The sequence below is a fragment of the Luxibacter massiliensis genome, from assembly GCF_900604355.1.
Lineage (GTDB): Bacteria > Bacillota > Clostridia > Lachnospirales > Lachnospiraceae > Luxibacter > Luxibacter massiliensis.
Map to the genome: position 1 here is coordinate 205,440 of NZ_UWOE01000002.1, position 22,820 is coordinate 228,259.

Genomic DNA, 22,820 nt, shown 5'->3' on the forward strand with positions numbered 1-22,820 from the left:
GTGAGATATGCACAAAGTTGAGAATACTTTTGAAATAAAAAAGGGTGCCCGTTTTTGGTAAATGTGTTACTATTAGAAAAGAGAAAGGGCAGGAGGCTTAGAATGATTAGGAAAATTGCAGTGGTTACAACGGATTTTTTAGGAGAATTTATTTGTAATACGTTGGATGAATTAAATCTGGGCTTTGCGTACCGGATTTTTGTTTACCATACATTTGAAGATTTAAAAGAAATCTATAAAGATATTACAGAAGAATATGACGGGATTCTGACCAGCGGGAGCTTTCCGGCACATATGATAAAGCTTTATTATCCGAGAGAAGAGCGGCCGATCTGTTTTTTTAATACGGATGAATCGGCCATGTACCGACTTCTCTTGATTTTGTTGCAAAGGAACAGAGAGCTGGATTTTGATCGTGTTTATGCAGATATTATACAGATGTTCGGCGGGGATCTTAAGGCATTTGCGGAGGGCAGGGAAAATATGCCTGATATTAGCGGACTCTCAGAGGAGGAATTCAGTCTTGAGAGAATGCTGCATCTTGAACAGGAGCAGTATGAGAAGCACCTGGAGCTGTGGAGGGGAGGAAAGACAGATCTGTCTATTACAAGGTTTTCCAGTATTGTCCTAAGGCTGCGTGAAGCCGGGGTAAACGTCTATTTTCCATATCCAGGACAACCGTATATCCGGGAAGTGTGCGGAAGTCTCCTTGAAAAGATTGAGAAAAAGGAGTTAGAGGAGCATCAGCCTGGAATTGTTATCATTAAAATAGCTGCCTCTGAAAAAGCCTTTTCACAAGAGCTTGACCTGAACTATGTTCGTCTTGAATCACTGATGACAGAATATCTCAAAGAATGGATGATGGATTATTCTATAAAGCGTTATCATTATGGAATGGAGATTGTTACATCTAGGAAGGTGATTCTAGAGTGGACAGAAGACCTGACTGAGGATCGGGTGGGAGTTTATCTGAAAAGCAAAAAAACTGCATGGGGTTTCAGTATTGGCTATGGGCTTGGGATGGGGCTTGCACAGACAAGAATGAATGCGCTTAGCGCCTGCCACGAAGCAGAGCTCAGAAAAAATGTGAGTTATCTGATGAGCGAGAGGGAGGAGTTGATAGGTCCCCTTGGCCAGGGTGCAGAGTTTATTTTAAAGGTAGAAAGTAGTGCAGGGCCGGAGATGGAATCCAGTTTGTCGCCGCTTACTTTGAAAAAGGTGTTTGCGGCCATGGATGCGGCGCCAAAAAAAGAGATTACGGCGCAGGAGCTGGCTTTTCGCCTTGGAGTGACAAAGAGAAGTGCCAACCGAATGCTTGCGGCACTTGAAAAGGAGGGGACACTGCAAGTGGCCTATAAGAAACGAATGACTTCCAGAGGACGTCCGGAAAGTGTTTTTGTGAGATTGTAAACAGGTTTTTCGACTGGGGCAGAAGTTGGTTTTATCTTATATACTGGATGGGGTAAGAAAATAATAAGGGATGAACTGAATCATCCATGCCGTATGTTGTCAGGAGAGGAAACCCGGTATATGGGAATCGTAAATTGCTAGACAGAATCTGCAAAACATTCCTGGGTGTGCTGTGAAAGTGGTGTAGTGAAAATTCAGTAAAAAAAGTGCGGAAAGTAAAGGGTATAATAATTTATGCCATACGTCTAGGAGTATGCAAGAAAAGCCTCTAGGCACTGAAATATCAGTGTTTAAAGGTTTTTTCTATATTTCTTCAAAATTTAAATAAAGTAGAGGCCAAAAGTGAAATGTTTGAAGTGTGGTGCCTGTCAGTAAAATTCATGGTATAATATTTATGCAATTTTGCTATAAGGAGAAAATGCTATGAAAAAAATAATACTTGGATCGGCATCTCCCCGGAGGAAGGCTTTAATGGAGCAGATGGGAGCTGAATTTGAGGTGAAGGCCAGTTTCGGGGAAGAGATATACAAAAGTACTGTTCCTGAAGAGATTGTAAAAGAACTTGCCACGATGAAAGCTCAAAATGTAGCAGCTGACTTAAATGCTCAAAATATAATTGTAATAGGGGCAGATACAGTAGTAGCGCTTGACGGAAGTGTTTTGGGAAAGCCTAAGGACGAAGTGGACGCGTTCGGGATGCTTAAAAGCCTGCAGGGGAGGGAACATGAAGTATTTACCGGGGTGTCCCTCCTGGATTTTAGTGAAACGGGCGCCTGTAAACCCCATGTGTGTGCGGTAGGGACCAAGGTGTTTGTCCATAATATGGATGACAGTGAGATCCTGGCATATATCCAGAGTGGAGAACCCATGGATAAGGCAGGCGCCTATGGGATACAGGGAAAATTTGCAGCTTATATAGACAGAATTGAAGGTGATTATTACAATGTGATGGGACTGCCTATTTCCCGCCTGTATCAGTTATTAAAAGAAATTGGGCAAATGTAGGATTTATACAATAGTCCAGAGTGAGTGGCCATTGTCACGGAGCCATTTTTGCTGCTTCTTATAATCAGGCAGGATGGATCCCACAATGGCATAAAAGGCAGATGAATGGTTCATCTCTCTTCTGTGCGCCAATTCATGCACCACTATATAGTCCAGCACATCGCCGGGGGCGAAGATAAGCCTCCAGTTAAAGTTCAAATTTCCCTTAGACGAACAGCTGCCCCAGCGGGTTTTCTGTTCACGGATAGATATCCGGCCATAAGTTACGCCCATAATTGCGGCATAATATGCAGTTTTTTGAGTAAAAACACTCCGGGCAGTTTGTATATATCTGTTCCGGTCATAGTCAGAGAGAGGGGGAGGGCTTTTAGGACAATTTTGCCTTGCCCTCTCTATATGCTTCAAAATCCATGGTTCCTTTTCTTTCAGAAAAGCTTCGATAGAAGCAGCCGGGTATCCCCTGGGGGCGCGGACCTTTACCGATCCCTCCACTGTGATTTGCACAGCAAGAGATTTACGGCTGCTATATATAATTTCATAGGAAAATGGCTGTGCCATATGAATCACCTCGTGAACATTTTAACAGGGGACGTAATAAAGTGCAAGAAGGCTACGTCCCAAATTAACAAAAGACCTGTACCTTTTTGGAGGGGTGCGTGGCTGTTCTCCGACTATAAAAATTTGCGGGTATAGCATTCTTATCTAAAATTACCTATCTGATATAAGTTACAAAGGAAATGAAAGAGCTTGATTAGCGGATTTTCTGGAGAACTGACAAAAGCAGGGTTCTGTTATTGGAGGCAGAAAGATTATGATAGACGGAAAAGGAAGAACTATAGACTATATGAGAATATCCATAACTGACAGATGTAATCTCCGGTGCAGATACTGTATGCCAAAGGACATCCAGTGGATGGCCCCGGAAGAGATTTTAACATACGAGGAGATAGAGGAGGTATGCAGGCAGGCGGCAGCTTTGGGCATTAGTAAATTAAAGGTGACAGGAGGGGAGCCTTTGATAAGAAAGGGATGCGTGAGTTTGATGGGGAAATTAAAGCAGATCCCTGGAATTTGCCAGGTGACGCTGACCACCAATGGCATCCTGCTGGAGCAGTCTATAGAAGAATTGTGCAGCGCTGGGGTGGATGGGATTAATATCAGCCTGGATACTTTGGATAGGGAGACTTTTAGGCGGATTACTGGGGCAGATAAGCTGGGCCAGGTATTGGATGGAATTAAGGCATCGGTATGTCATGGTGTAAATACGAAAATCAATGTGGTCCTGCAGGAGGGCGTAAATGCCGGGGAGTGGGACGGCCTTCTTGCAATGGCACAGGAATGGCCTGTGGATGTAAGATTTATTGAGATGATGCCCATTGGGGGCGGGGAAGAGTGCCGGGGGATTTCCAATCAGTATCTGCTTAAGATGATCATGGATAAATATGGGCGGCTGGCCAGAGATGCTGAAGGACATGGGAACGGACCGGCAGTCTATTACCGCCTTCCTGGTTTTTTAGGCAGCATAGGGTTTATAAGTGCTGTCCATGAAAAATTTTGCACAGCATGCAACCGTATACGTATGACTGCAGATGGGGAGATAAAGCCTTGTCTTTGCTATGGCGGGGGCGGTTCTGTAAAGCGGGCGCTTCGAGAGGGAGATAAGATGGAGGTTCGCCGGATTTTGGGGCAGGCCATTAAAGGGAAGCCAGAGGGGCACTGTTTTGAAAGGAAACAGGATATGACAGAGGCCAGGAAAATGGTGCAGATTGGAGGCTGAGGTATGGGAAAAGTGGTTGGGATATGCATTAGTGAGAAACGTGGGACGAAGAAGAATCCCCTGCCAGAGGCTGATATTGTAGAAGGGTGGGGGATAGAAAGGGATGCCCATGGAGGCAATTGGCATCGCCAGGTGAGCCTCCTGCCCTATGAGAAAATAGAGGCATTCCGCGAGAGAGGGGCGGAGGTGGCCCAGGGGGATTTTGGGGAGAATATAATTGTACAAGGAATTGATCTGAAAAATCTTCCTTTAGGGGCAAGGATTAATATTAATAAGGCAGTGCTGGAGCTGACGCAGGTTGGGAAGGAGTGTCACAGCCATTGTGAGATTTACCAGAGCATGGGAGACTGTATTATGCCCAGGGAAGGAGTATTTGCCAGAGTAGTGGCTGGAGGGCATATCCGGGTTGGTGATAGGGTTGAGGTTATATTGCCTGCCGGGTCAGAAAATGGGAAGGATAAGATTATGAAGGATAAAGGAGGAAAAAAATGAAAAAGAAAATGTTGGCGGTAATTATGACAGGTATCATGGCAGTCAGTGCGGCAGGATGCGGAGGCAGTGCAGGCGGGGCAGAAGAAAAACAGGCTGGGACGGAAAGGACTAAAGAGGCAGAGGCCCAGGAGGAATCAGACGTACTTGGTGATACAGAAATCCAGGTGTTTATTGCAGCAAGCCTGAACACAGCCATGACAGACCTTGCTGAGAAGTATAAGGAAATCCAGCCCAATGTGAAGGTTACATTTAATGCGGACAGTTCGGGTACATTGCTGACACAGATTCAAGAGGGGTATGAATGTGACCTATTCTTTTCAGCAGCACAGAAACAAATGGACCAGCTGGAGGAGGACGGCCTTGTGAAAGAAGGGACAAGGGCCAATGTATTGAATAACCAGGTAGTAGTTATTACGCTCAAAGACAGTAAAACAAAAGTGACTGGCCTGGAAACACTTGGAGAGGCAGAAAGTATAGCCTTGGCAGGGGGCAGTGTCCCAGTTGGCAAGTATACAAGGCAGGCTTTGATGAATCTTGGCATTTTGGAGAGAACAGAAGCGCCGGATGCAGTTACCACTGAGGAATTGTCAAAGGCACTTGGAGGTGTGGAGATCAGTGAGCAGGACAATGTAAGCAAGGTACTTTCGGCTGTGGTAGAAGGTTCCTGCGAGGTAGGCACTACTTATTATTCTGATACATATGGCTATGAGGATGATCTGGATATTTTAGAGACAGTCAGCTATGATCTGACAGGGGATGTTATTTATCCTATTTGCCAGGTAGTAAATGAGGAGGCGGATGAACTGCAGGCTAAAGCGGCGGCAGATTTCTATCAGTTTATACTTTCAGATGAGGCCAAGGAAGTATTTGACGCGTATTATTTTGATACAGATTTAGAGAGGCAGTAATTTTAAAGACTGTATGCAAGTGTCCCAGGGTGCTCATGGGCAAGGCTAAAATGTAGGGAGGAAATCATGAAAACAATGATAGAGATTTTAGAAAATCTGGACTGGAGCCCTCTTTGGATTTCAGTAAAAACTGGTATTGTGGCAACTGTAATATCTTTTTTTCTTGGAATTTTAGCCGCCAGGAGGGTGATAAAAGCCAGTCCTAAAATAAAGGCAGTGGCGGATGGCATTTTGACCCTGCCTATGGTACTCCCTCCCACAGTGGCCGGATTTTTCCTTCTCCTTTTATTTAGCAGGCGGAGGCCCCTGGGAATCTTTTTGTTTGAAAATTTTGATCTAAAGATAGTACAGACCTGGCTTGGGTGTATTATTGCCGCAACTGTCATAGCCTTTCCCCTCATGTACAGAAATGCAAGGGCGGCTTTTGAGTTGGTAGATGCCAACCTGGTTTATGCAGGAAGGACACTGGGAATGAGTGAGACAGCTATATTCTGGAAGGTAGTAGTGCCTTCTGCAGGCCCGGGAATCATGTCTGGGACTATACTGACATTTGCCAGGGCCATGGGGGAGTATGGTGCAACCTCCATGCTGGCAGGGAATATACCAGGAAAAACAGGTACCATTTCACAGAAAATCGCTATGGTCATCCAGGACGGGGATTATTTGACTGCCGGAATATGGGTCTTAATAGTCATGCTTATTGCATTTATAATTATTTTTCTGATGAACTTGATATCTGGGAAAAATATGAAACAGATTAAACGCTGGTAACAGGCAGTCCAGCCGGGGAGGAAGAAAATGCCAATTGAAATCAGCATTCAAAAAAGGCTTGGAAACTTTGTGTTAGATGTGGATTTGAAAAGTGAGAGTAAGAGATTAGGGATTCTTGGTGCGTCTGGCTGCGGGAAGAGCATGACACTTAAAAGCATAGCAGGGATTGAGACGCCGGATCAAGGAAAAATTACTATAGATGATAAGGTTGTATATCATTCTGCAGAGAAAATAAACTGGAAACCACAGAAAAGAAATATTGGGTATCTGTTTCAGAATTATGCGCTTTTTCCGGCCATGTCTGTCAGGGCCAACATTGCTGCGGGATTAAAAGGAAGTAAAGCACAGCAGCGGGAGCGTGTGGGGCGGATGTTGGAAAAATTTCGTCTCCAGGGTTTGGAAAACCGTCTGCCGGGACAGCTTTCAGGGGGACAGCAGCAAAGAGTCGCCTTGGCCAGGATTATGGCCTATGAGCCTGATGCCATTCTTTTGGATGAGCCGTACTCGGCTCTGGATGAGTTTCTTAAGGAGAGGCTTCAGCAGGAAATGCAGGAGATGCTTGCGGATTATGAAGGAACAGTTCTTTTAGTTTCCCATAACAGAGATGAGATTTACAGGTTTAGTGATGAACTGTTGGTTATGGATCAGGGGAGAGTGATTTGCAGCGGGGAGACAAAGACTATATTTCAGGATCCCGGCCGAAGAGAAGCCGCCCGCCTTACAGGATGCAAAAATATTGCCCCTGCCCGCCCCTTGGATGCGCACCATATCGAGGTTGAGGACTGGGGGGTGACGCTGATTTTTGAGGGGGAAGTCCCTGAGTGGGTACGCTTTGTGGGTTTTAGGGCACATGACTTTATCCCTGTATGGGAGGAGGCAGGGGAAAATTGTATACCTGCGGATATAAAAAGTACAGCAGAACTGCCTTTTGAGACCAGATACTTTATTAAAAGTTTGCGGGAGAATAGGGAAGAAATATGCTGGTTTGTACAGAGGGATAGGATGGCTGAGCTGGATAGGAAGGGCATTCCTAAATACCTGTTTATGCCGGAAGAGAAAATCCTGCTGCTGAAATAGGATCCAATTACAGGACAGCCGGAAGGAAGGAATTATAAGTTGGGGAGACTTCCTGAGTGGAAGTCCAGGATGAAGGGACATAATTATGAACCCATACTGCGGAGGAGGTTTAATATTTGGCTGATTGTATTCTTTGAGGAAGTTTACTTTGACGCTCATAAGGCATATGAAAAATATTTGTTAAAGTCAAAGGCCCCGATGTAAATATACGGCGCTTTAAACTAGCGGCGATGCAGGCGTCAGGGCATAAGACTTTTTCATTATTCAATTGTGACACATGTACTGTAATCTTTTGCACCAGGCCTATACCCTTCAGAAATTACCTTGCAATATTCCTGGAATATCAATATAATAAAAAAATAATTATCTTTTCCATTGAGAGAACCGGTACCGGGGATTGAGGAAAGGTATGATACTATAGAATATGAGGTTGATATGAGGAATAATCAGAAGAAGGACAAGAAACATTTGCGTTATATGTGGAAAGCATTGAAAATGGAACTGCGGGAGCACAAGAGTTCGTTTTTAGTATATTTTATATTGCGGCTCCTTGTGATTATTATGATGATCCTGCAGATTTTCAATCGAAATTATGAAAATGTTTTTTTATGTATTTTGACGCTGCTGCTGTTAGTAATCCCCAGTCTTGTGCAGGTGACTATGAAAATCGAGCTGCCTACAACTCTTGAAATAATTATACTAGTATTTATTTTTGCAGCGGAGATTTTGGGGGAGATTAGAGAATTTTACCTGGTTTTTCCTTTTTGGGATACAGTGCTGCATACAATTAATGGTTTCCTGGCAGCGGCTATAGGTTTTTCGTTGGTTGATTTATTAAATCGGAGTGAAAGGATGGTTTTCAAGCTGTCCCCCCTATTTACAGCGATAGTGGCTTTTTGCTTTTCTATGACAATAGGTGTAATCTGGGAATTTTTTGAGTTTGGGATGGATCAGATTCTAGGGTTCGACATGCAGAAAGACACAGTCGTGCATACGATTCGGTCTGTAATGTTAGATCCTGCAGGACATAATGTCCCATATGAGATTGGCAATATTACCAATGTGATTGTGCAGGGAAAAGAGCTGGGGTTAGGCGGCTACCTGGATATTGGACTGATTGATACCATGAAGGATCTCATGGTAAATTTTATAGGGGCTGTAGTGTTCTCTATAATAGGTTATTTTTATGTGAAAAATAGAGGGAAAGGATTCGTGGTAAGGCGGCTTGTGCCTAGAAAAAAGAAAGCAGAGCGGGATTTTCTGAGAATCGTAGAATCTCAGGAAGAAAGTGAAAGTAAGAATATTGAGAAACCAGGGCAGTAACTCAGAGCTTCCCTTACATTAGATGAGTATTGTAACTAGATTGTCTGCTGTAAGGGAAGTTTTTTGCTGCTATATTTGAGGTTTTCTTTTTTGCATCAAATAGTGTGCTGCTATATGCCAAATGCTGAAAAGGATACAAGCTCCAAGAATGGTTGCGGACATATAAACAATAATTGAAGGGACATTGCCAATATATTTCACCAAAGAGGAGAAAAAGACCTGCTGCATAGGATAGTCCGGATTAATATAGAACATATTAATATTGCCATAAGAATCAAAACAGTCATTGATGAGCGTGGCGATTAAGCAGCATAAAAAGTATAATAAGGTGGCCTTATAAAATCGCAAAAAGTGAAATTTATAAGTATAGGGGCAAATTTTATTTTCCCCTATATATGTGATACCGGAAATAATCCCTACAATTATTAGCAAAATGTGCCACAGGTAAGAATGAATAGTAAGAGGCAAAACGGGATAGTGGAGTCCGCTTGTATCAGCAAATACAGCAATTCCGCCCAGCATACTATAGCTCATTAAAAAACACAAAAACATTTGGCGTAATCTAAGACTTCTGACCCAGGGAAGGGCAAGCAGAATATACATGGCAATACTACAAAGCTGGAATGGAAAAAACCACCACTGGTACACTCCCCCGTTTATTCCAAATGTGAGATACAATTGTTTCCATATTTCGCTTACTCCCATAATAATGCCACAGAAAAGCGAAAAAATATTAAATTTAAATAGAATCCCGCGCCCAGTCTCATAACCCATGCCCTGGTGTGGAAGAATATAGTATAGCTTATGAAATAAGGAGCTTTTAAGTTTGAAAACCTGGCATATTTTAGGAATCAAGATTCTTTAACCTCGCTCTTATAAAAATATTTCCATATCTGGCATAAAAATTGCAGACATCTAGAATGATTATATAATAAATTTTGTCAAAAAGGTACAGGTCTAATTGAAGTTTAGGACGTAACCCTTTGTCACTTTATTACGTCCTCAATATATATAATACTTGTGAAAATATAGACATACTCATGGTTATTTTGACGAAATATTCATTTTGAAATAAGTATATATGGTAATAATTTTAGAAAATATTTTTTTGAAATATTATTCCTAAAAAAATAAAGATTAAATTTATATAAATTCCTAAAATTCTTATTTTGATTCACATTCAAATTTGATAAAAATGGTGTCAATATACGGCAAAAGCTTGCATTTTTTTATCGTTGACAAACAAAATTTTTAGGCGTAATCTTTATTTGGCTTTTAGGACGGAGTTGCCTAAAAGTAGGCGGGGATTCGGGAATTCCAAGTATGGATTTTCTTCCTTTATATGGCAGTTTCTGGCAGTTCCTTTATCGCCGCAATAAATACATGTATAGAAGAAAGGGAGGGAGCGATACGGAAAATTTAACAGAGAATTTGCTGGAGGAGCTGAACTGTGAGACGGTATTTACAATTCCTGTTTTTGGTGGAATCCCGATATCCGAATCAGTAGTTGTCACCTGGATCATTATGGCCATACTGGTTATCCTGTCTGTTATTCTTGTCCGGAATCTAAAAGTCGAGAATCCGGGGAAAAAGCAGCTTGCTCTTGAATCAGCCATAGGGTGGGCGCAGGATTTTTTTGTGGGCATTATAGGGAAGGAAAATAAGAGATATATTCCTTACTTGATTACAGTGATTCTCTATCTAGGTGTCTCCAATATCATCAGTCTGTTTGGGTTTAAGCCGCCAACAAAGGACTTGAACGTGACAGCAGCGCTTGCAATAATGAGCATGTTCCTGATTGAATATTCAGGTATACGCAAAAATGGGGTAAAGCATTGGGTAAAGCATTTCGCAGAGCCAGTACCGGTTGTGGCGCCGATTATGGTTCTGGAAATCATAATCCGTCCGTTATCTCTTTGTATGCGGCTTTTCGGCAACGTGCTGGGCGCATTTGTTATTATGGAGCTTTTAAAAGCAATTATACCGATTTTAGTGCCAATACCGTTTAGTTTTTATTTTGATATTTTTGACGGTCTATTGCAGGCATATGTTTTTGTGTTCCTTACAGCATTATTTATGAATGAGGAACAAGAGTAATTTATAAACTAAGAATTTAATAAAGATAGAAAAGGAGATTGACATTATGGGAACAATTATTGCTATAGGGGCAGGTATTGCAGTTTTGACAGGTGTAGGAGCAGGTATCGGCATTGGTATTGCTACAGGCAAGGCGACAGAGGCCATTGCAAGGCAGCCGGAGGCAGAGGGCAAGATTAGTAAGACATTGATCTTGGGATGTGCCCTTGCAGAGGCAACAGCTATTTATGGTTTTATTATAGGCTTGCTGGTTATCTTACTTTTAAAATAAATAGCAGGAAAGGCAGGTGGGACAGGTGCTTCAATTAAACGAGAGCCTAATCTTTACCATTATAAATCTTGTCGTTCTTTATCTTCTGCTGAAAAAGTTTTTAATCAGGCCCATAACCGATATTATGGAAAAACGTGAGAAGTTAATTGCTGAAGGATTGGAAAGTGCAAACAGCACAAGAAATGAAGCGATGGAACTGAAACAGGAGTATGAGACTGCCCTTACAGGCGCCAGGGAAGAATCCGCCAGAATCGTGGAAAAGGCGCAGGTACAGGCCAAAGTGGAATATGACCGTATTTTAAATGAGGCAGGGGAGAAAGCATCTGATATGCTGGGGGCAGCTAAGGCCAGTATAGAGACTGAGCGTGAGCAGACAATGAAAGAACTCCAGTCAGAGATTGCAGGACTTGCTATGGCAGCGGCCGCCAAAATTGTCGGGGAAAAGGCGGGAACGCAAGGAAATCAGGATATTTACAGCCAGTTTCTGGGAGAAGTAGGTGATGCTCATGAAAACAAAGACAGAGAGTGAAAGTAAGTATTGCCCCCAGGCAGCTGTGAAATATGCCCGTGTATTATTTGAACTTGGGATACCACGAAATGCAGTGGAGAGAGCAGAGAAAATATATATGGAGGTTCCGGGCATTCAGGAAATACTGGCCAACCCTGTAATACCGGAAAAACAAAAGTTTAATGCAATAGAACGCATTTTCCCTGAGGAGATAAAGAGGTTTTTGAAAGTGGTGTTGAGATACCAGAGGATACATCTATTAGGGAATATTTTCAATGCATACAGAAGCTATTGCGACTCACAGGACAAAATTTTACATGCGGTATTAGTTTGTGTGGATCCTCCAAATGAGGTCCAGTTTAATAAAATAAAGGAGTTTCTCTGTGAAAAATATGATGCAGCTGAGGCTGATATAGAAATAAGGACAGATGAGACTCTGCTTGGCGGGTTTGTCCTGAAGGCTGGAAGTGATGAATATGACTGGAGCCTGAAAGGGCGCTTAAGGAGATTAGAGCAAAAATTAACCTGGAGGTGAGCAAGGTGAGTTCAATCAATTCAGATGAGATTATTTCTATTCTGAAAGATGAGATAGAAAATTTTGATACAATCAGCAGGAACAGTGAGGTAGGTACTGTAATTGCAGTGGGTGATGGGATCGCCACAGTTTATGGAATTGACCAGGCTATGTATGGAGAAATTGTTACTTTTGAAAATGGATTAAAGGGTATGGTGCAGGATATCCAGAGAGATGCGGTAGGCTGTATATTATTTGGACATGATACAGGCATCAAGGAAGGCACCAAAGTAACAAGAACTGGCAAGAAGGCTGGCGTTCCAGTCGGCGATAAGTATATAGGCAGGGTTGTAAATTCATTAGGCGCCCCCATTGACGGCAAGGGTGAGATTCCTTCTGACGGCTATAGGCCTATAGAGCAGGAGGCTCCTGGTATTATTGACAGAAAATCTGTAAGCGTGCCAATGGAAACGGGAATACTTTCTATTGATGCTATGTTTCCTATTGGACGGGGGCAGAGGGAGCTGATTATCGGAGACCGGCAGACTGGAAAAACTTCTATTGCCTTAGATACAATTTTAAATCAGAAAGGCAAGGATGTTATTTGTATTTATGTAGCAGTAGGGCAGAAAGCTTCTACTGTGGCAAAGGTAGTAAATACACTGAAAACAAATGGCGCTATGGATTATACAATTGTAGTTTCCTCCACAGCAAGTGACTGTGCGCCGCTTCAGTATATTGCTCCATATGCAGGTACAGCTATGGCCGAGTATTTTATGTACCAGGGGAAAGACGTATTGATTGTCTATGATGATTTGTCTAAACATGCTGTGGCATACCGGGCATTATCCTTGCTGCTTGGACGTTCCCCGGGGCGTGAGGCCTACCCGGGAGATGTATTCTATCTGCATTCTAGGCTGCTGGAGCGTTCCAGCCGTCTAAGTGATACACTGGGAGGCGGGTCTATCACTGCCCTTCCTATTATAGAGACACAGGCCGGTGACGTATCTGCGTATATCCCTACAAATGTAATTTCTATAACAGACGGGCAGATCTTCCTGGAAAGTAATTTGTTTTTCTCAGGAATGCGGCCTGCTGTCAATGTAGGATTGTCAGTCTCCCGTGTGGGAGGCGCTGCACAGACAAAAGCTATGAAAAAGGCTTCAGGAAGTATCCGTATCGATCTGGCTCAGTACCGTGAGATGGAGGTATTTACCCAGTTTAGTTCTGATTTGGATGCCGCCACAAAGGAGCAGCTGGAATATGGCAGTGGACTGATGGAGCTTCTGAAGCAGCCGCTCTGTCATCCGATGAGCCTGCCGGAAAAGGTCATTACCCTTTGTGCAGCGACCCATAAGATCCTGTTGGGAGTGGAGAAGTCTAAAATAAAACAGTTTCAGGCAGACATGCTGCGTTATTTTGAATCAGAGCATCCAGAAATCGGCCGTGAAATTGAGGATACAAAAGCATTAAGTGAAGATTTGATTGAGAAAATTGTGGCCGCGGCCGGAGAATTTAAGAGAAGCAGGTGTTAATATGGCCAATATCAGAGAGATACAGACCCGTATCAATAGCGTTAAGGATACAATGAAGATTACAAATGCAATGTATATGATTTCCTCTTCTAAAATGAAGCAGGCCAGAAAAAAACTGGTGGATACAGAGCCATATTTTTATGGCCTGCAGGGGGAAATTTCCAGAATCCTGCGCCATGTACCAGACATTGAGCATCCATATTTTGATCTGAGGGAGAAGATTCCGAAAGATAAGAGGAAGATAGGCTCAATCGTGATTACTGCCGACAAAGGCCTTGCCGGTGCATACAATCATAATATTATTAAGTTGGAAGAAGAACTTTTGCAGCAGCCGGGAGAACATAAATTGTTTGTCGTCGGAGAGCTGGGAAGGCATTATTTTGCCAGGCGCGATGTAGAGATTGACACAAACTTTCAATATACAGTGCAGAAGCCGACTATGCACCGTGCCCGTAATATATCGTCCGTAATCCTCAGCCAATTTGAGCAGGGTGACTTGGACGAAGTCTATATTATCTATACACGTATGGAGAACTCTATACAGGCAGAAGCTGAAAAAGTCAGGATTCTTCCCTTGGCCAGAGCCTCATTTAATAAGATGGTCATGCCTCTGAATATGTATAGAGAAGAAATAGAGTTGTACCCATCTGCAGAGAGCGTGATGGATAGTATTGTGCCAAACTACGTTACGGGCATGATATACGGAAGTCTTGTTGAAGCTTATGCCAGCGAGCATAATGCCCGGATGATGGCGATGAAATCTGCTACTGACAGTGCAAAGAGTATTATAAAGGAATTGACAACTCTGTATAACAGAGCAAGGCAGGCAGAAATTACACAGGAGATAACAGAAGTTTGCAGCGGTGCAAATGCTCAAAAAAAGAAGAAGTGAGAATATTCTGAAAATGGAGAGCAAAGGGGTCAGTCCCTTTTGCAAGAGGGACTGACCCCTTTGCTCTCCCACACCAAGAAGGAAGTGATACTGATATGAATAAGGGACGAATTGTGCAGGTCATGGGGCCTGTCGTTGATGTGGTTTTTGAGGATGGCAGCCTTCCTTTTATCAAGGATGCGCTTGAAGTTGAAAATAATGGTAAAAAGTGCATTATGGAAGTCGCCCAGCATCTGGGCAATAATGAAGTGCGCTGCCTGATGCTTGCAGCCAGTGAAGGCCTGCATAAGGATATGGAAGTGACAGCCACAGGATCAGGGATACAGGTACCTGTGGGGGCGCAGACACTGGGCAGGCTTTTTAATGTACTTGGAGAGACTATTGATGATGGCCAGCCTATAGAAAATAGCGACAAATGGGTTATCCACAGGGATCCTCCCAGCTTTGAAGAACAGAGTCCTGTTATTGAAATATTGGAAACGGGAATCAAGGTAATAGATCTTCTTGCCCCCTATGCAAAAGGGGGAAAAATAGGCCTGTTTGGGGGCGCAGGAGTGGGTAAGACAGTCCTGATACAGGAACTTATCCGAAACATTGCGACGGAACACGGTGGATATTCTATTTTTACCGGAGTCGGGGAACGTTCCAGGGAAGGAAATGACCTATGGACCGAGATGAAGGAGTCGGGTGTGCTCGAAAAGACAGCGCTTGTCTTTGGGCAGATGAATGAGCCGCCGGGAGCCCGTATGAGAGTAGCGGAGACCGGACTGACAATGGCAGAATATTTCCGGGATGAAGAACATCAGAATGTACTGCTGTTTATTGATAATATCTTCCGCTTTACTCAAGCAGGCTCTGAAGTTTCTGCTCTTCTTGGGCGTATGCCGTCCGCCGTGGGATATCAGCCTACCCTGGCTACAGAAATGGGAGAATTGCAGGAGCGTATCGCTTCCACGAAGAATGGGTCTGTCACATCAGTACAGGCAGTCTATGTGCCGGCAGACGACTTGACTGACCCTGCCCCAGCCACTACATTTGCACATTTGGATGCTACGACAGTGCTTTCCAGAAAAATAGTTGAGCAGGGAATTTATCCTGCAGTAGATCCGCTGGAATCTAATTCCCGTATTCTGGAGGCTGATATTGTGGGCGAAGAGCATTACCGTGTAGCCAACCAGGTGACTGCTATTCTTCAGAAATATAAGGAACTGCAGGATATTATAGCCATACTGGGTATGGAAGAGTTATCGGATGAGGATAAGGCTACCGTTATGCGGGCCAGAAAAATACAGAGATTTTTGTCACAGCCGTTTTTTGTAGCTGAGACTTTCACTGGGATTCCAGGTAAGTATGTGCCTTTAAAAGAGACAATCCGAGGGTTTAAAATGATTATAGATGGCGAAATGGATCAATATCCTGAATCTGCGTTCTTCAATGTTGGAACCATAGAAGACGTAATCGAAAAGGCAAAGGCAGAAAATGCCGGAGAATAGAGGTGTACGCATATGGATACATTTAGTCTGAAAATAATTGCCAGTGACAGAATTTTCTATGATGGCCGCTGTAAAAAGCTGATACTTCCTGCTCCTGACGGAGAAAAGGGGATACTTGCAAATCATGAGAATATGGTGATTGCGGTGAATGTCGGCATTGCCAAAATGCAGCAAGGTGAAGGACAGTGGACAGAGATAGCAGTGGGCGATGGGTTTGCTGAGATAGTAAATAACCGTGTGACTATACTGGTAGATACGGCCGAGCGTCCAGAGGAGATTGATATACGGAGGGCAGAGGAGGCCAAGGAGCGCGCGGAGGAGCAGCTAAGGCAGAAACAGAGTACACAGGAATATCATCAGACCCAGTCTTCACTGGCAAGAGCCATGAACCGGCTGAAGCTGTCCCAGGAGAAGCGTTGGAATCTATAGCAATAAAGAATACAATAGGAAGACACGGGGTGTTACCTGTAATTCAGGAAGGGGATTTCAGGAAAGAGCGGCTTTAGGTTTACGTCTGCCCGGCGGGATGCTGACGTATCCAATAAGGTTTGGCAAGGCCCGGTTTTTAGCAGCAGGACAGGATACAGTATGTGTATTCTGCCCTGTTTTGTTTCCTATTCTAACTTGCATTTTATAAAGGATTATACTACAATAACTATATCTGTACTATAAAAGAACAGACTATGAGGTGATTTTCGGTAAAGCTATAATCAGGGGAGAGAGATCCATGAATGAAAAATATAAACAGCGTTCGATTATTGAGATTATGAATGACATCTTAAGCGCGATACGTGATTATTATGATTCAGAGTATGCTTATTATATAGAGAAGGAAGAGGATGATATCCTCACAATTTATGAATGGTGCGCTGAGAATATCCCGTGGCAGCGGGATCGGATTAAGATGCTGGATGCAGAGCAGATCCCCCGGTGGATGAAACAGGAGATTACTGACACTACAGAAGAAAGTTACAGTATATTTCAGTCCCTGGGGGATAATGTAACTGCTATTCTGGCTGTTGTGAATGTCCATAGAGGAGGGTGCGACCTTTCCCTTATGCGGGCAGTAATCCCCTATATTTCTCAGGCCATAGTCATGCAGAAAATGCAGAAACAACAGGAATATCTGAGCTATCATGATGACTTGACCGGCCTTCTGAACAGGAATAGTTTCGTGGGATACATTGAAGAGGCTAAACACAAAGAGCTGAAATCTCTTGGCGCTTTATCAGCAGATATTAATGGTCTGAAGAATTTTAATAAAGAATTTGGCCGTGAATATGGGGATGAGGTTGTTATCCGTGTAGGTGAAGTGTTAGAAGAATACTTCAGGGGAGCCATGGTTTTCCGCCTGACTGGGGATGAATACCTGGCCATTATGGAGAATGTGACTTACGACAGTTTTATGAAAAGAGTGCATGAAGCGCATACCAAGCTTGATAACATCAGTCTGGGCCTGGCTACAATGGGGTATGCTTGGGAGAAAATAGATATTAATGTGGACAAGCTGGTTACAGATGCCGAGAATATGATGCGGGAGGAGAAGCAGAAGTACTATAAAAATCTGAAAAAGGGACACCATGAGCCAATTATAAAACAGGATCTGCTGGAGGATATTAAGCAGGGGAATTTTATCGTATGTTTTGTACCCCGGGTGGACGTGGCAGCTGAAGAGGTGGTAGGCGCAGAGGCTGTGGTGCGTTATCATCATAAGGATTTAGGGATTGTGGATCCCGGCAAATATATAACGCTCCTGGAGGAAACCAGGCTGTCCCATTATCTGGATTTGTATGTGTTCGAGGAGGTCTGTAAGACTCTCAGAAGATGGGAGATGGAGGATATGCCGATGCTGTCCGTATCCGTAAATTTTGCGGGGACAACGCTGCGGCAGGGAGATATTGCAGAGAAGATGATGGCGCTGGTGGAGAAGTACCATGTATCCTGTGAGTATCTTGAGATCGAAGTGTCTGAGTCTAATTTAGCCATGAACCAGGAGATGCTGGCTGAGACAAGTAATAAAATCAGGAAAGAGAATATACGGGTGACCCTAGATCATTTTGGGGCCAAGAATTCCAGTGTTTCGATTTTGTCGATCATGGAATTCGACGGACTTAAACTTGACCGGAGCCTGGTAACTAATATAGTGGGGAACCGCCGCAGCCAGGTGGTGGCTAAGGCTATTATTGATGTATGCAGCCAGTTAGGGGTGCATGTGGCTGCATCAGGAGTAGAGACACAAGACCAACTGAATGTATTAAAGGAGCTGGGGTGTGAATACGCCCAGGGGACATTGTTTAATAAACCCATAAAAATAGACACATTTGAAGTGCGTTATATGAGGGGGTAGGGAACTGGAGAATCTAGTCTATGATAAAGACATGGATTGCGGATATCAGGCCTTTATGTGATCCGGACCGTTATATGCAATATTATAAAAACCTGCCGGATTTTAGAAAAGAGAAAGCAAGAAGGATACAGCAGCATAAAGGTAAGATGCAGAGCATCGGGGCCTGGTCACTTTTGGAAATGATAAGAAAAGAATATGGCATAACGGATGAAGCAGCATTTAATCTTTCTCATTCGGGAGATTATGTGCTGTGTTCTGTTGATATACAATGCCGTGCCGGAATACTCGCCGGATGTGATATAGAACAGATAAAAGATGCTGACATAAAGGTAGCACAGCGGTTTTTTTGTCCCTCTGAATATGAAGAAATCATGAGACAGCCAGGGAAAGCCGAGAGGGATGACAGATTTTACCGTTTCTGGGTATTAAAAGAGAGTTTTATGAAGGCTACCAGGATGGGCATGGCGTTGGATATGAGAAGTTTTGAGATTCAGCTTGCAGACCCTCCCGTCCTGCTCAGGAAGCCAGAGAGATTTAGAGAGCCTTATTATTACAGGGAGTATGCGTTGCCCCATATTCCTTATAAGATAGCCATATGTTCCACTGACAGAGTAATAGATTCTGAAATACAAACGGAGTTGAAATTATGAGTATGAAAATACACTGGAAGATAAAGAGAGCTTTAATCCTTGGAGGTGTGGCAGGGGGGATATTGGGAATGCTCCTAACCTTCGCGGCGGCCAGCAAGGCGCTTGACAAGAAGGAAGCATCCATGGCAGCCACTAAAAAGACCTGGACAGCTGAAAAGAAAAAGTTGGAGGGACAGTTAGAAAAGAAAAAAACGGTGGAGGCGGCCGCTACACTTTCCACAGAAGAACCGGATGACTGGGCACTTATATTAGTCAATGGGGATCACCCATTGGATCAGAAGTATACACCGGATCTGGCAGAAGTGGCCACTGGATTTTCGGTGGACTCCAGAATTGCAGAGGACGCTAAAAATATGTTGTCTGACGCGGCCCAGGCAGGGCTAAGTATGCATATCTGTTCAGCATATCGTTCTTATGAGGAACAGAAGACTGTTTTTAATGAGACTATGCAGACATGGGTGGATCAGGGAAACAGCTATGTGGATGCCTATACAGAGACCAGTAAATCTGTTGCAGTGCCTGGCTACAGTGAGCACGCCACAGGATTGGCTATGGATATTACATCCGAGGGATACCAGGAACTGGATGAAAAGCAGGCAGAAACTGCGGAGGCAAAATGGCTGGCAGAGAATTGCTATAAATATGGTTTTATTCTCCGCTATCCTTCAGATAAGTCAGATATCACCGGAATTGTTTATGAACCCTGGCATTACAGATATGTTGGGAAAGAGGTGGCGAAAGAGATAAAGGAGCAGGGGGTGACACTGGAGGAATATTTGGGTGTCGCATAGTGCAGAATCTGTCTCTGTAAAGCGCCGTAATAAATTTAATATCATTCATGGATAGAGCATACCTAAAAACCGTTATTTTTAAGATAAGGTATCGCAAAGTGTCCAATTAGATAATTGAGTGACATCCTCGCTCTATATAAATGAAAAATCGGGAAGAAATCTTTAATTGTGGATTTCTTCCCGATTTTTTCAGACAAAAGTATATTTGTTTGCACAGGCTTTTGCAACGCCCCCAGACCATAAGGATGAATTTTAGGCGTGCTTTATTTTTAGTATGCCTAATCAGCGTCCAAATTTTGTTATAGTGAACGTTTGGAGGGGTAGCCGGGGATAAATGTTTTCCGGGCCCGGGTTATAAAGAATATAACATTGACGCAACTTTATTGATTTGATAAAATAGAAAAAGATGGGTTTATGAAGAAATTATATAGTTTCTATTTAGGAGTATAGTATTAATTAGACTAAGGAGGAGGATCATGCAAGATCTTACATTCGGAGAACAAGTCAAAATTATCCTTGGCCGAAAAGGGATGACTATTAAAGAACTGGCAGAGATTATTGAAGGAAGGACAGGCAAAAAAATGTCCAGGCAGAATCTGACACAGCGTCTGGGGAGGGACAATTTCCAGGAGCAGGATATGCGCATGATTGCAAATATCCTGGGTTGCTCTTTTCATCTAAGTATACTTATGGAAGGACAGGCGGTATCTCCTGTACAGACAGATATATCCCCAGAAAAAAGACAGATAAAGGAAGAGCTTAAAAGCAGGCAAACCATAAATGAAGAGACAGAGGCGCCCCAACATGGTAGGGACAGACAGGATGAGACAGAGGCTCATTCAAAGCCTGTACAGGGGACGGGAGTAAGAGAGACTGATATCACAATTGGGGAGCTTTATAAAATTCATGAGGAGTTGTCTGAACTGGAAGAAAACGCGCAGATGGGGGAGCCTGCTGAGACGATTAAGGAAGAATTGGAAAAGCAGGCCGAAGAAAACGAGGAGAAGCTCCATACAGAGGGGATTTTTCTCAGGACAAATAAGTCTGCGGGAGAGGAAGAAGGGAGAGCGGCATTTGTAAGGAGACCTGGCAATATTACTTCACGGGGCGTCTCCGGTGAGACCGATGATTTTGAACCTGTGATCAAACATGAAGATGCGGAGGAGGACTTAGAGATCGGCGAGATGAATCCGTATACAGGGCGTGAATATCAATCCAACAGTGTCCGTATGCATCCAAGCAGGATTGGTTATGTCCAGGTGTATAACCGCGACGGCCATAAGTGGACAGACATGACAGAATGGGCATTCTTAGGATACCAGGAACGGAAAAAGGCATTGCTGGGGAAGGATTACGAGCCGCCCATCTATCTTGATTAAGAGAAGGGCGGCTGCATATCTGGAGAAATAAATGGAGGATACTATGGACTGGGGTACATTACTTTCAACAAAAAGAATGCGGGAAGGATTAAATGTCCAGAAGGCGAAAACGACAGACTTGCGGAGTGAATTTGAGAAAGACTATCATAGAATTATTGGAAGCGCATCCTTTCGCCGGCTTCAGGATAAGACGCAGGTATTTCCGCTGGATAAGAGCGATTTTATACGGACGAGGCTGACACATTCCCTGGAAGTTTCCTCTCTCGGGAAGTCTTTGGGGCAGAACATTGGAGAGAGTATTATTTCAGAGAAAAAGGACCCAGGTTTTACCGGGCAGATGAAGGCGGATATCTGCCATATCCTGGAGTGTGCGGGACTGATCCATGATATCGGGAACCCCCCGTTCGGACATTTTGGCGAGATGGCTATCAGAGATTGGTTTCGCAGGAACCTTTCCCTGCTAAATTTCTCTGGAAAAACTGCAAAGGAAATGCTGACTCCTCAGATGCGGGAAGATTTTTATAATTTCGAAGGAAATGCGCAGGCTTTGCGGCTCGTGACCAGACTGCACTATCTGGTAGATGAAAATGGAATGAATCTGACCTACGCCCTTTTAAATACAATTATAAAGTATCCAGTTCCCTCTACAGGGATTGCCCCAGGCACTGGAAATATCAAGGATAAAAAAATGGGGTATTATTACGCTGACCGGGATATTTTCCGGGCAGTTTCAGCGGCTACGGGAACGGGAAATAACCGCCACCCCCTTACATATATTTTGGAGGCAGCGGACGATTTGGCATATAAGACTGCAGATATTGAGGATGCGTTTGTAAAAGGCTTTATTTCTTACCATACTCTGGAACAGGAGTTAAAGAGGCTCAAAGAGGCCGGGCAAAATGATAGCTTTGATGGGCTGGGTATTCTTCAAAGACTGTACCAGAGGGGCGCCGACAAGCAGATAGCAAACCCAGAGTCCTATGCAGTAAAAAATTGGATTATCCGTGTACAGGGGTTTCTGATTAGCTGCGCAACTTTTGGGTTTACATCTAATTACAATGCAATAATGGCTGGAACCTTCAAAAAGGATTTGTTCTATGGGACAGTCGGGGAGAAACTAATGGATTTACTGGGCGAGATGGCATACAGATATGTGTTCTCTTCCAGGGAGATCTATAAGATGGAGGTCACGGAGGCCGTTATTTTAGATTTTCTGATGGATAAACTGTCCCATGCCGTGCTGTATTATGACACAGATAAGAAGATGGATTCGATAGACAGAAGGATTATTTCTTTTATTTCAGATAATTATAAAAATGCCTACAAGAACCAGGCACAGGGCAAAGACGAGGCAGAGAAACTTTATCTCCGATTGCTGTTGGTGACGGATTATGTCTGCGGGATGACTGACAGCTATGCTAAACGCCTTTATCAAGAAATGAACGGGATTATTTGATTAATAGAAAAGTCTTGCTGGGATGGAAGGGCGGCTGACGGCATAGGACATTAGCTGCCTTTAGTACATTATTTTAGGAATAACCTGTTTATGGGCATGTATGAGGGTGTACCTTAGGGTATCT

At 43.5% G+C, this 22,820-nt stretch carries 23 protein-coding genes; 21 read left to right on the plus strand and 2 right to left on the minus strand.

Annotation, left to right across the window (positions count from 1 at the left end; translation table 11 throughout):
* Positions 1-102 precede the first annotated feature (102 nt).
* Both EFA47_RS18900 and EFA47_RS18905 read left to right on the plus strand, forming a co-directional pair.
* Entirely contained in the window at positions 103-1,410 is a 1,308-nt protein-coding gene (locus EFA47_RS18900) for a helix-turn-helix domain-containing protein (RefSeq protein ID WP_122644735.1), read from the plus strand.
* Positions 1,411-1,833: 423 nt separating this feature from the next.
* On the plus strand, positions 1,834-2,415 hold the full coding sequence (locus tag EFA47_RS18905) for a Maf family protein (protein WP_122644736.1): 582 nt from the start codon (positions 1,834-1,836) through the stop codon (positions 2,413-2,415).
* A 3-nt stretch (positions 2,416-2,418) separates the two neighbouring features.
* Here EFA47_RS18905 and EFA47_RS18910 read toward each other — a convergent pair whose 3' ends face one another.
* Positions 2,419-2,973, minus strand: a complete 555-nt coding sequence (locus EFA47_RS18910) for a M48 family metallopeptidase (protein ID WP_122644737.1) — start codon at positions 2,971-2,973, stop codon at positions 2,419-2,421.
* A gap of 253 nt (positions 2,974-3,226) precedes the next feature.
* Here EFA47_RS18910 and moaA point away from each other — a divergent pair, with 253 nt between their 5' ends.
* The 6 genes from moaA to EFA47_RS18940 all read left to right on the plus strand — a co-directional run bounded on the left by moaA (position 3,227) and on the right by EFA47_RS18940 (position 8,763).
* Positions 3,227-4,192, plus strand: a complete 966-nt coding sequence (moaA, locus tag EFA47_RS18915) for a GTP 3',8-cyclase MoaA (protein ID WP_122644738.1) — start codon at positions 3,227-3,229, stop codon at positions 4,190-4,192.
* Between the two features lie 3 nt (positions 4,193-4,195).
* The gene (locus EFA47_RS18920) at positions 4,196-4,684 is read left to right on the plus strand and encodes an MOSC domain-containing protein (protein WP_122644739.1); all 489 of its coding nucleotides are present in this window, start codon (positions 4,196-4,198) and stop codon (positions 4,682-4,684) included.
* Complete coding sequence (gene modA, locus EFA47_RS18925) at positions 4,681-5,592, plus strand: molybdate ABC transporter substrate-binding protein (protein ID WP_122644740.1); 912 nt, start codon at positions 4,681-4,683, stop codon at positions 5,590-5,592. The genes EFA47_RS18920 and modA overlap by 4 nt, the downstream gene beginning before the upstream one ends.
* A gap of 66 nt (positions 5,593-5,658) precedes the next feature.
* Positions 5,659-6,363 carry a molybdate ABC transporter permease subunit gene (gene modB / locus EFA47_RS18930; protein WP_122644741.1) on the plus strand — a complete coding sequence of 235 codons (705 nt, stop codon included), beginning with the start codon at positions 5,659-5,661 and terminating at the stop codon, positions 6,361-6,363.
* Between the two features lie 27 nt (positions 6,364-6,390).
* The gene (locus EFA47_RS18935) at positions 6,391-7,440 is read left to right on the plus strand and encodes a sulfate/molybdate ABC transporter ATP-binding protein (protein ID WP_122644742.1); all 1,050 of its coding nucleotides are present in this window, start codon (positions 6,391-6,393) and stop codon (positions 7,438-7,440) included.
* Positions 7,441-7,875: 435 nt separating this feature from the next.
* Positions 7,876-8,763: a hypothetical protein gene (locus tag EFA47_RS18940; RefSeq protein WP_122644743.1), complete on the plus strand. Its 888-nt coding sequence runs from the start codon at positions 7,876-7,878 to the stop codon at positions 8,761-8,763.
* 69 nt (positions 8,764-8,832) lie between these two features.
* Here the strand turns inward: EFA47_RS18940 and EFA47_RS20635 are convergent, their stop codons facing one another.
* Entirely contained in the window at positions 8,833-9,537 is a 705-nt protein-coding gene (locus tag EFA47_RS20635) for a TMEM164 family acyltransferase (RefSeq protein ID WP_122644864.1), read from the minus strand.
* A gap of 660 nt (positions 9,538-10,197) precedes the next feature.
* On the opposite strand from EFA47_RS20635, the gene EFA47_RS18950 reads away from it, so the two are divergent.
* The 13 genes from EFA47_RS18950 (at position 10,198) to EFA47_RS19010 (ending at position 22,696) form a co-directional block, all read left to right on the plus strand.
* Positions 10,198-10,860 (plus strand): F0F1 ATP synthase subunit A, encoded by a 663-nt coding sequence (locus EFA47_RS18950; protein WP_122644865.1) that lies wholly within the window; start codon positions 10,198-10,200, stop codon positions 10,858-10,860.
* Positions 10,861-10,906: 46 nt separating this feature from the next.
* Positions 10,907-11,131 carry an ATP synthase F0 subunit C gene (gene atpE, locus EFA47_RS18955; RefSeq protein ID WP_122644744.1) on the plus strand — a complete coding sequence of 75 codons (225 nt, stop codon included), beginning with the start codon at positions 10,907-10,909 and terminating at the stop codon, positions 11,129-11,131.
* A 25-nt stretch (positions 11,132-11,156) separates the two neighbouring features.
* Positions 11,157-11,660, plus strand: a complete 504-nt coding sequence (gene atpF, locus EFA47_RS18960) for a F0F1 ATP synthase subunit B (RefSeq protein ID WP_122644866.1) — start codon at positions 11,157-11,159, stop codon at positions 11,658-11,660.
* Positions 11,638-12,174 carry an ATP synthase F1 subunit delta gene (atpH, locus tag EFA47_RS18965; RefSeq protein ID WP_122644867.1) on the plus strand — a complete coding sequence of 179 codons (537 nt, stop codon included), beginning with the start codon at positions 11,638-11,640 and terminating at the stop codon, positions 12,172-12,174. Before atpF ends, atpH begins: the two co-directional genes overlap by 23 nt.
* Before the next feature lie 5 nt (positions 12,175-12,179).
* Complete coding sequence (gene atpA / locus EFA47_RS18970) at positions 12,180-13,688, plus strand: F0F1 ATP synthase subunit alpha (RefSeq protein ID WP_206215561.1); 1,509 nt, start codon at positions 12,180-12,182, stop codon at positions 13,686-13,688.
* A gap of 1 nt (position 13,689) precedes the next feature.
* Positions 13,690-14,580: an ATP synthase F1 subunit gamma gene (gene atpG, locus EFA47_RS18975; RefSeq protein WP_122644746.1), complete on the plus strand. Its 891-nt coding sequence runs from the start codon at positions 13,690-13,692 to the stop codon at positions 14,578-14,580.
* Between the two features lie 95 nt (positions 14,581-14,675).
* Complete coding sequence (atpD, locus tag EFA47_RS18980; RefSeq protein ID WP_122644747.1) at positions 14,676-16,073, plus strand: F0F1 ATP synthase subunit beta; 1,398 nt, start codon at positions 14,676-14,678, stop codon at positions 16,071-16,073.
* A 12-nt stretch (positions 16,074-16,085) separates the two neighbouring features.
* A complete protein-coding gene (atpC, locus tag EFA47_RS18985) occupies positions 16,086-16,502 on the plus strand; it encodes an ATP synthase F1 subunit epsilon (RefSeq protein ID WP_122644748.1) in 417 nt (138 codons plus the stop codon).
* A 298-nt stretch (positions 16,503-16,800) separates the two neighbouring features.
* Positions 16,801-18,420, plus strand: coding sequence for a bifunctional diguanylate cyclase/phosphodiesterase (locus tag EFA47_RS18990; protein WP_122644749.1), 1,620 nt, complete (start codon positions 16,801-16,803; stop codon positions 18,418-18,420).
* A 20-nt stretch (positions 18,421-18,440) separates the two neighbouring features.
* On the plus strand, positions 18,441-19,070 hold the full coding sequence (locus EFA47_RS18995) for a 4'-phosphopantetheinyl transferase family protein (RefSeq protein WP_122644750.1): 630 nt from the start codon (positions 18,441-18,443) through the stop codon (positions 19,068-19,070).
* Entirely contained in the window at positions 19,067-19,861 is a 795-nt protein-coding gene (locus EFA47_RS19000; protein WP_306438894.1) for a M15 family metallopeptidase, read from the plus strand. The genes EFA47_RS18995 and EFA47_RS19000 overlap by 4 nt, the downstream gene beginning before the upstream one ends.
* 476 nt (positions 19,862-20,337) lie before the next feature.
* On the plus strand, positions 20,338-21,240 hold the full coding sequence (locus EFA47_RS19005) for a hypothetical protein (protein ID WP_122644751.1): 903 nt from the start codon (positions 20,338-20,340) through the stop codon (positions 21,238-21,240).
* Positions 21,241-21,283: 43 nt separating this feature from the next.
* The gene (locus EFA47_RS19010) at positions 21,284-22,696 is read left to right on the plus strand and encodes a deoxyguanosinetriphosphate triphosphohydrolase (protein WP_122644869.1); all 1,413 of its coding nucleotides are present in this window, start codon (positions 21,284-21,286) and stop codon (positions 22,694-22,696) included.
* The last annotated feature ends 124 nt before the right edge of the window (positions 22,697-22,820 follow it).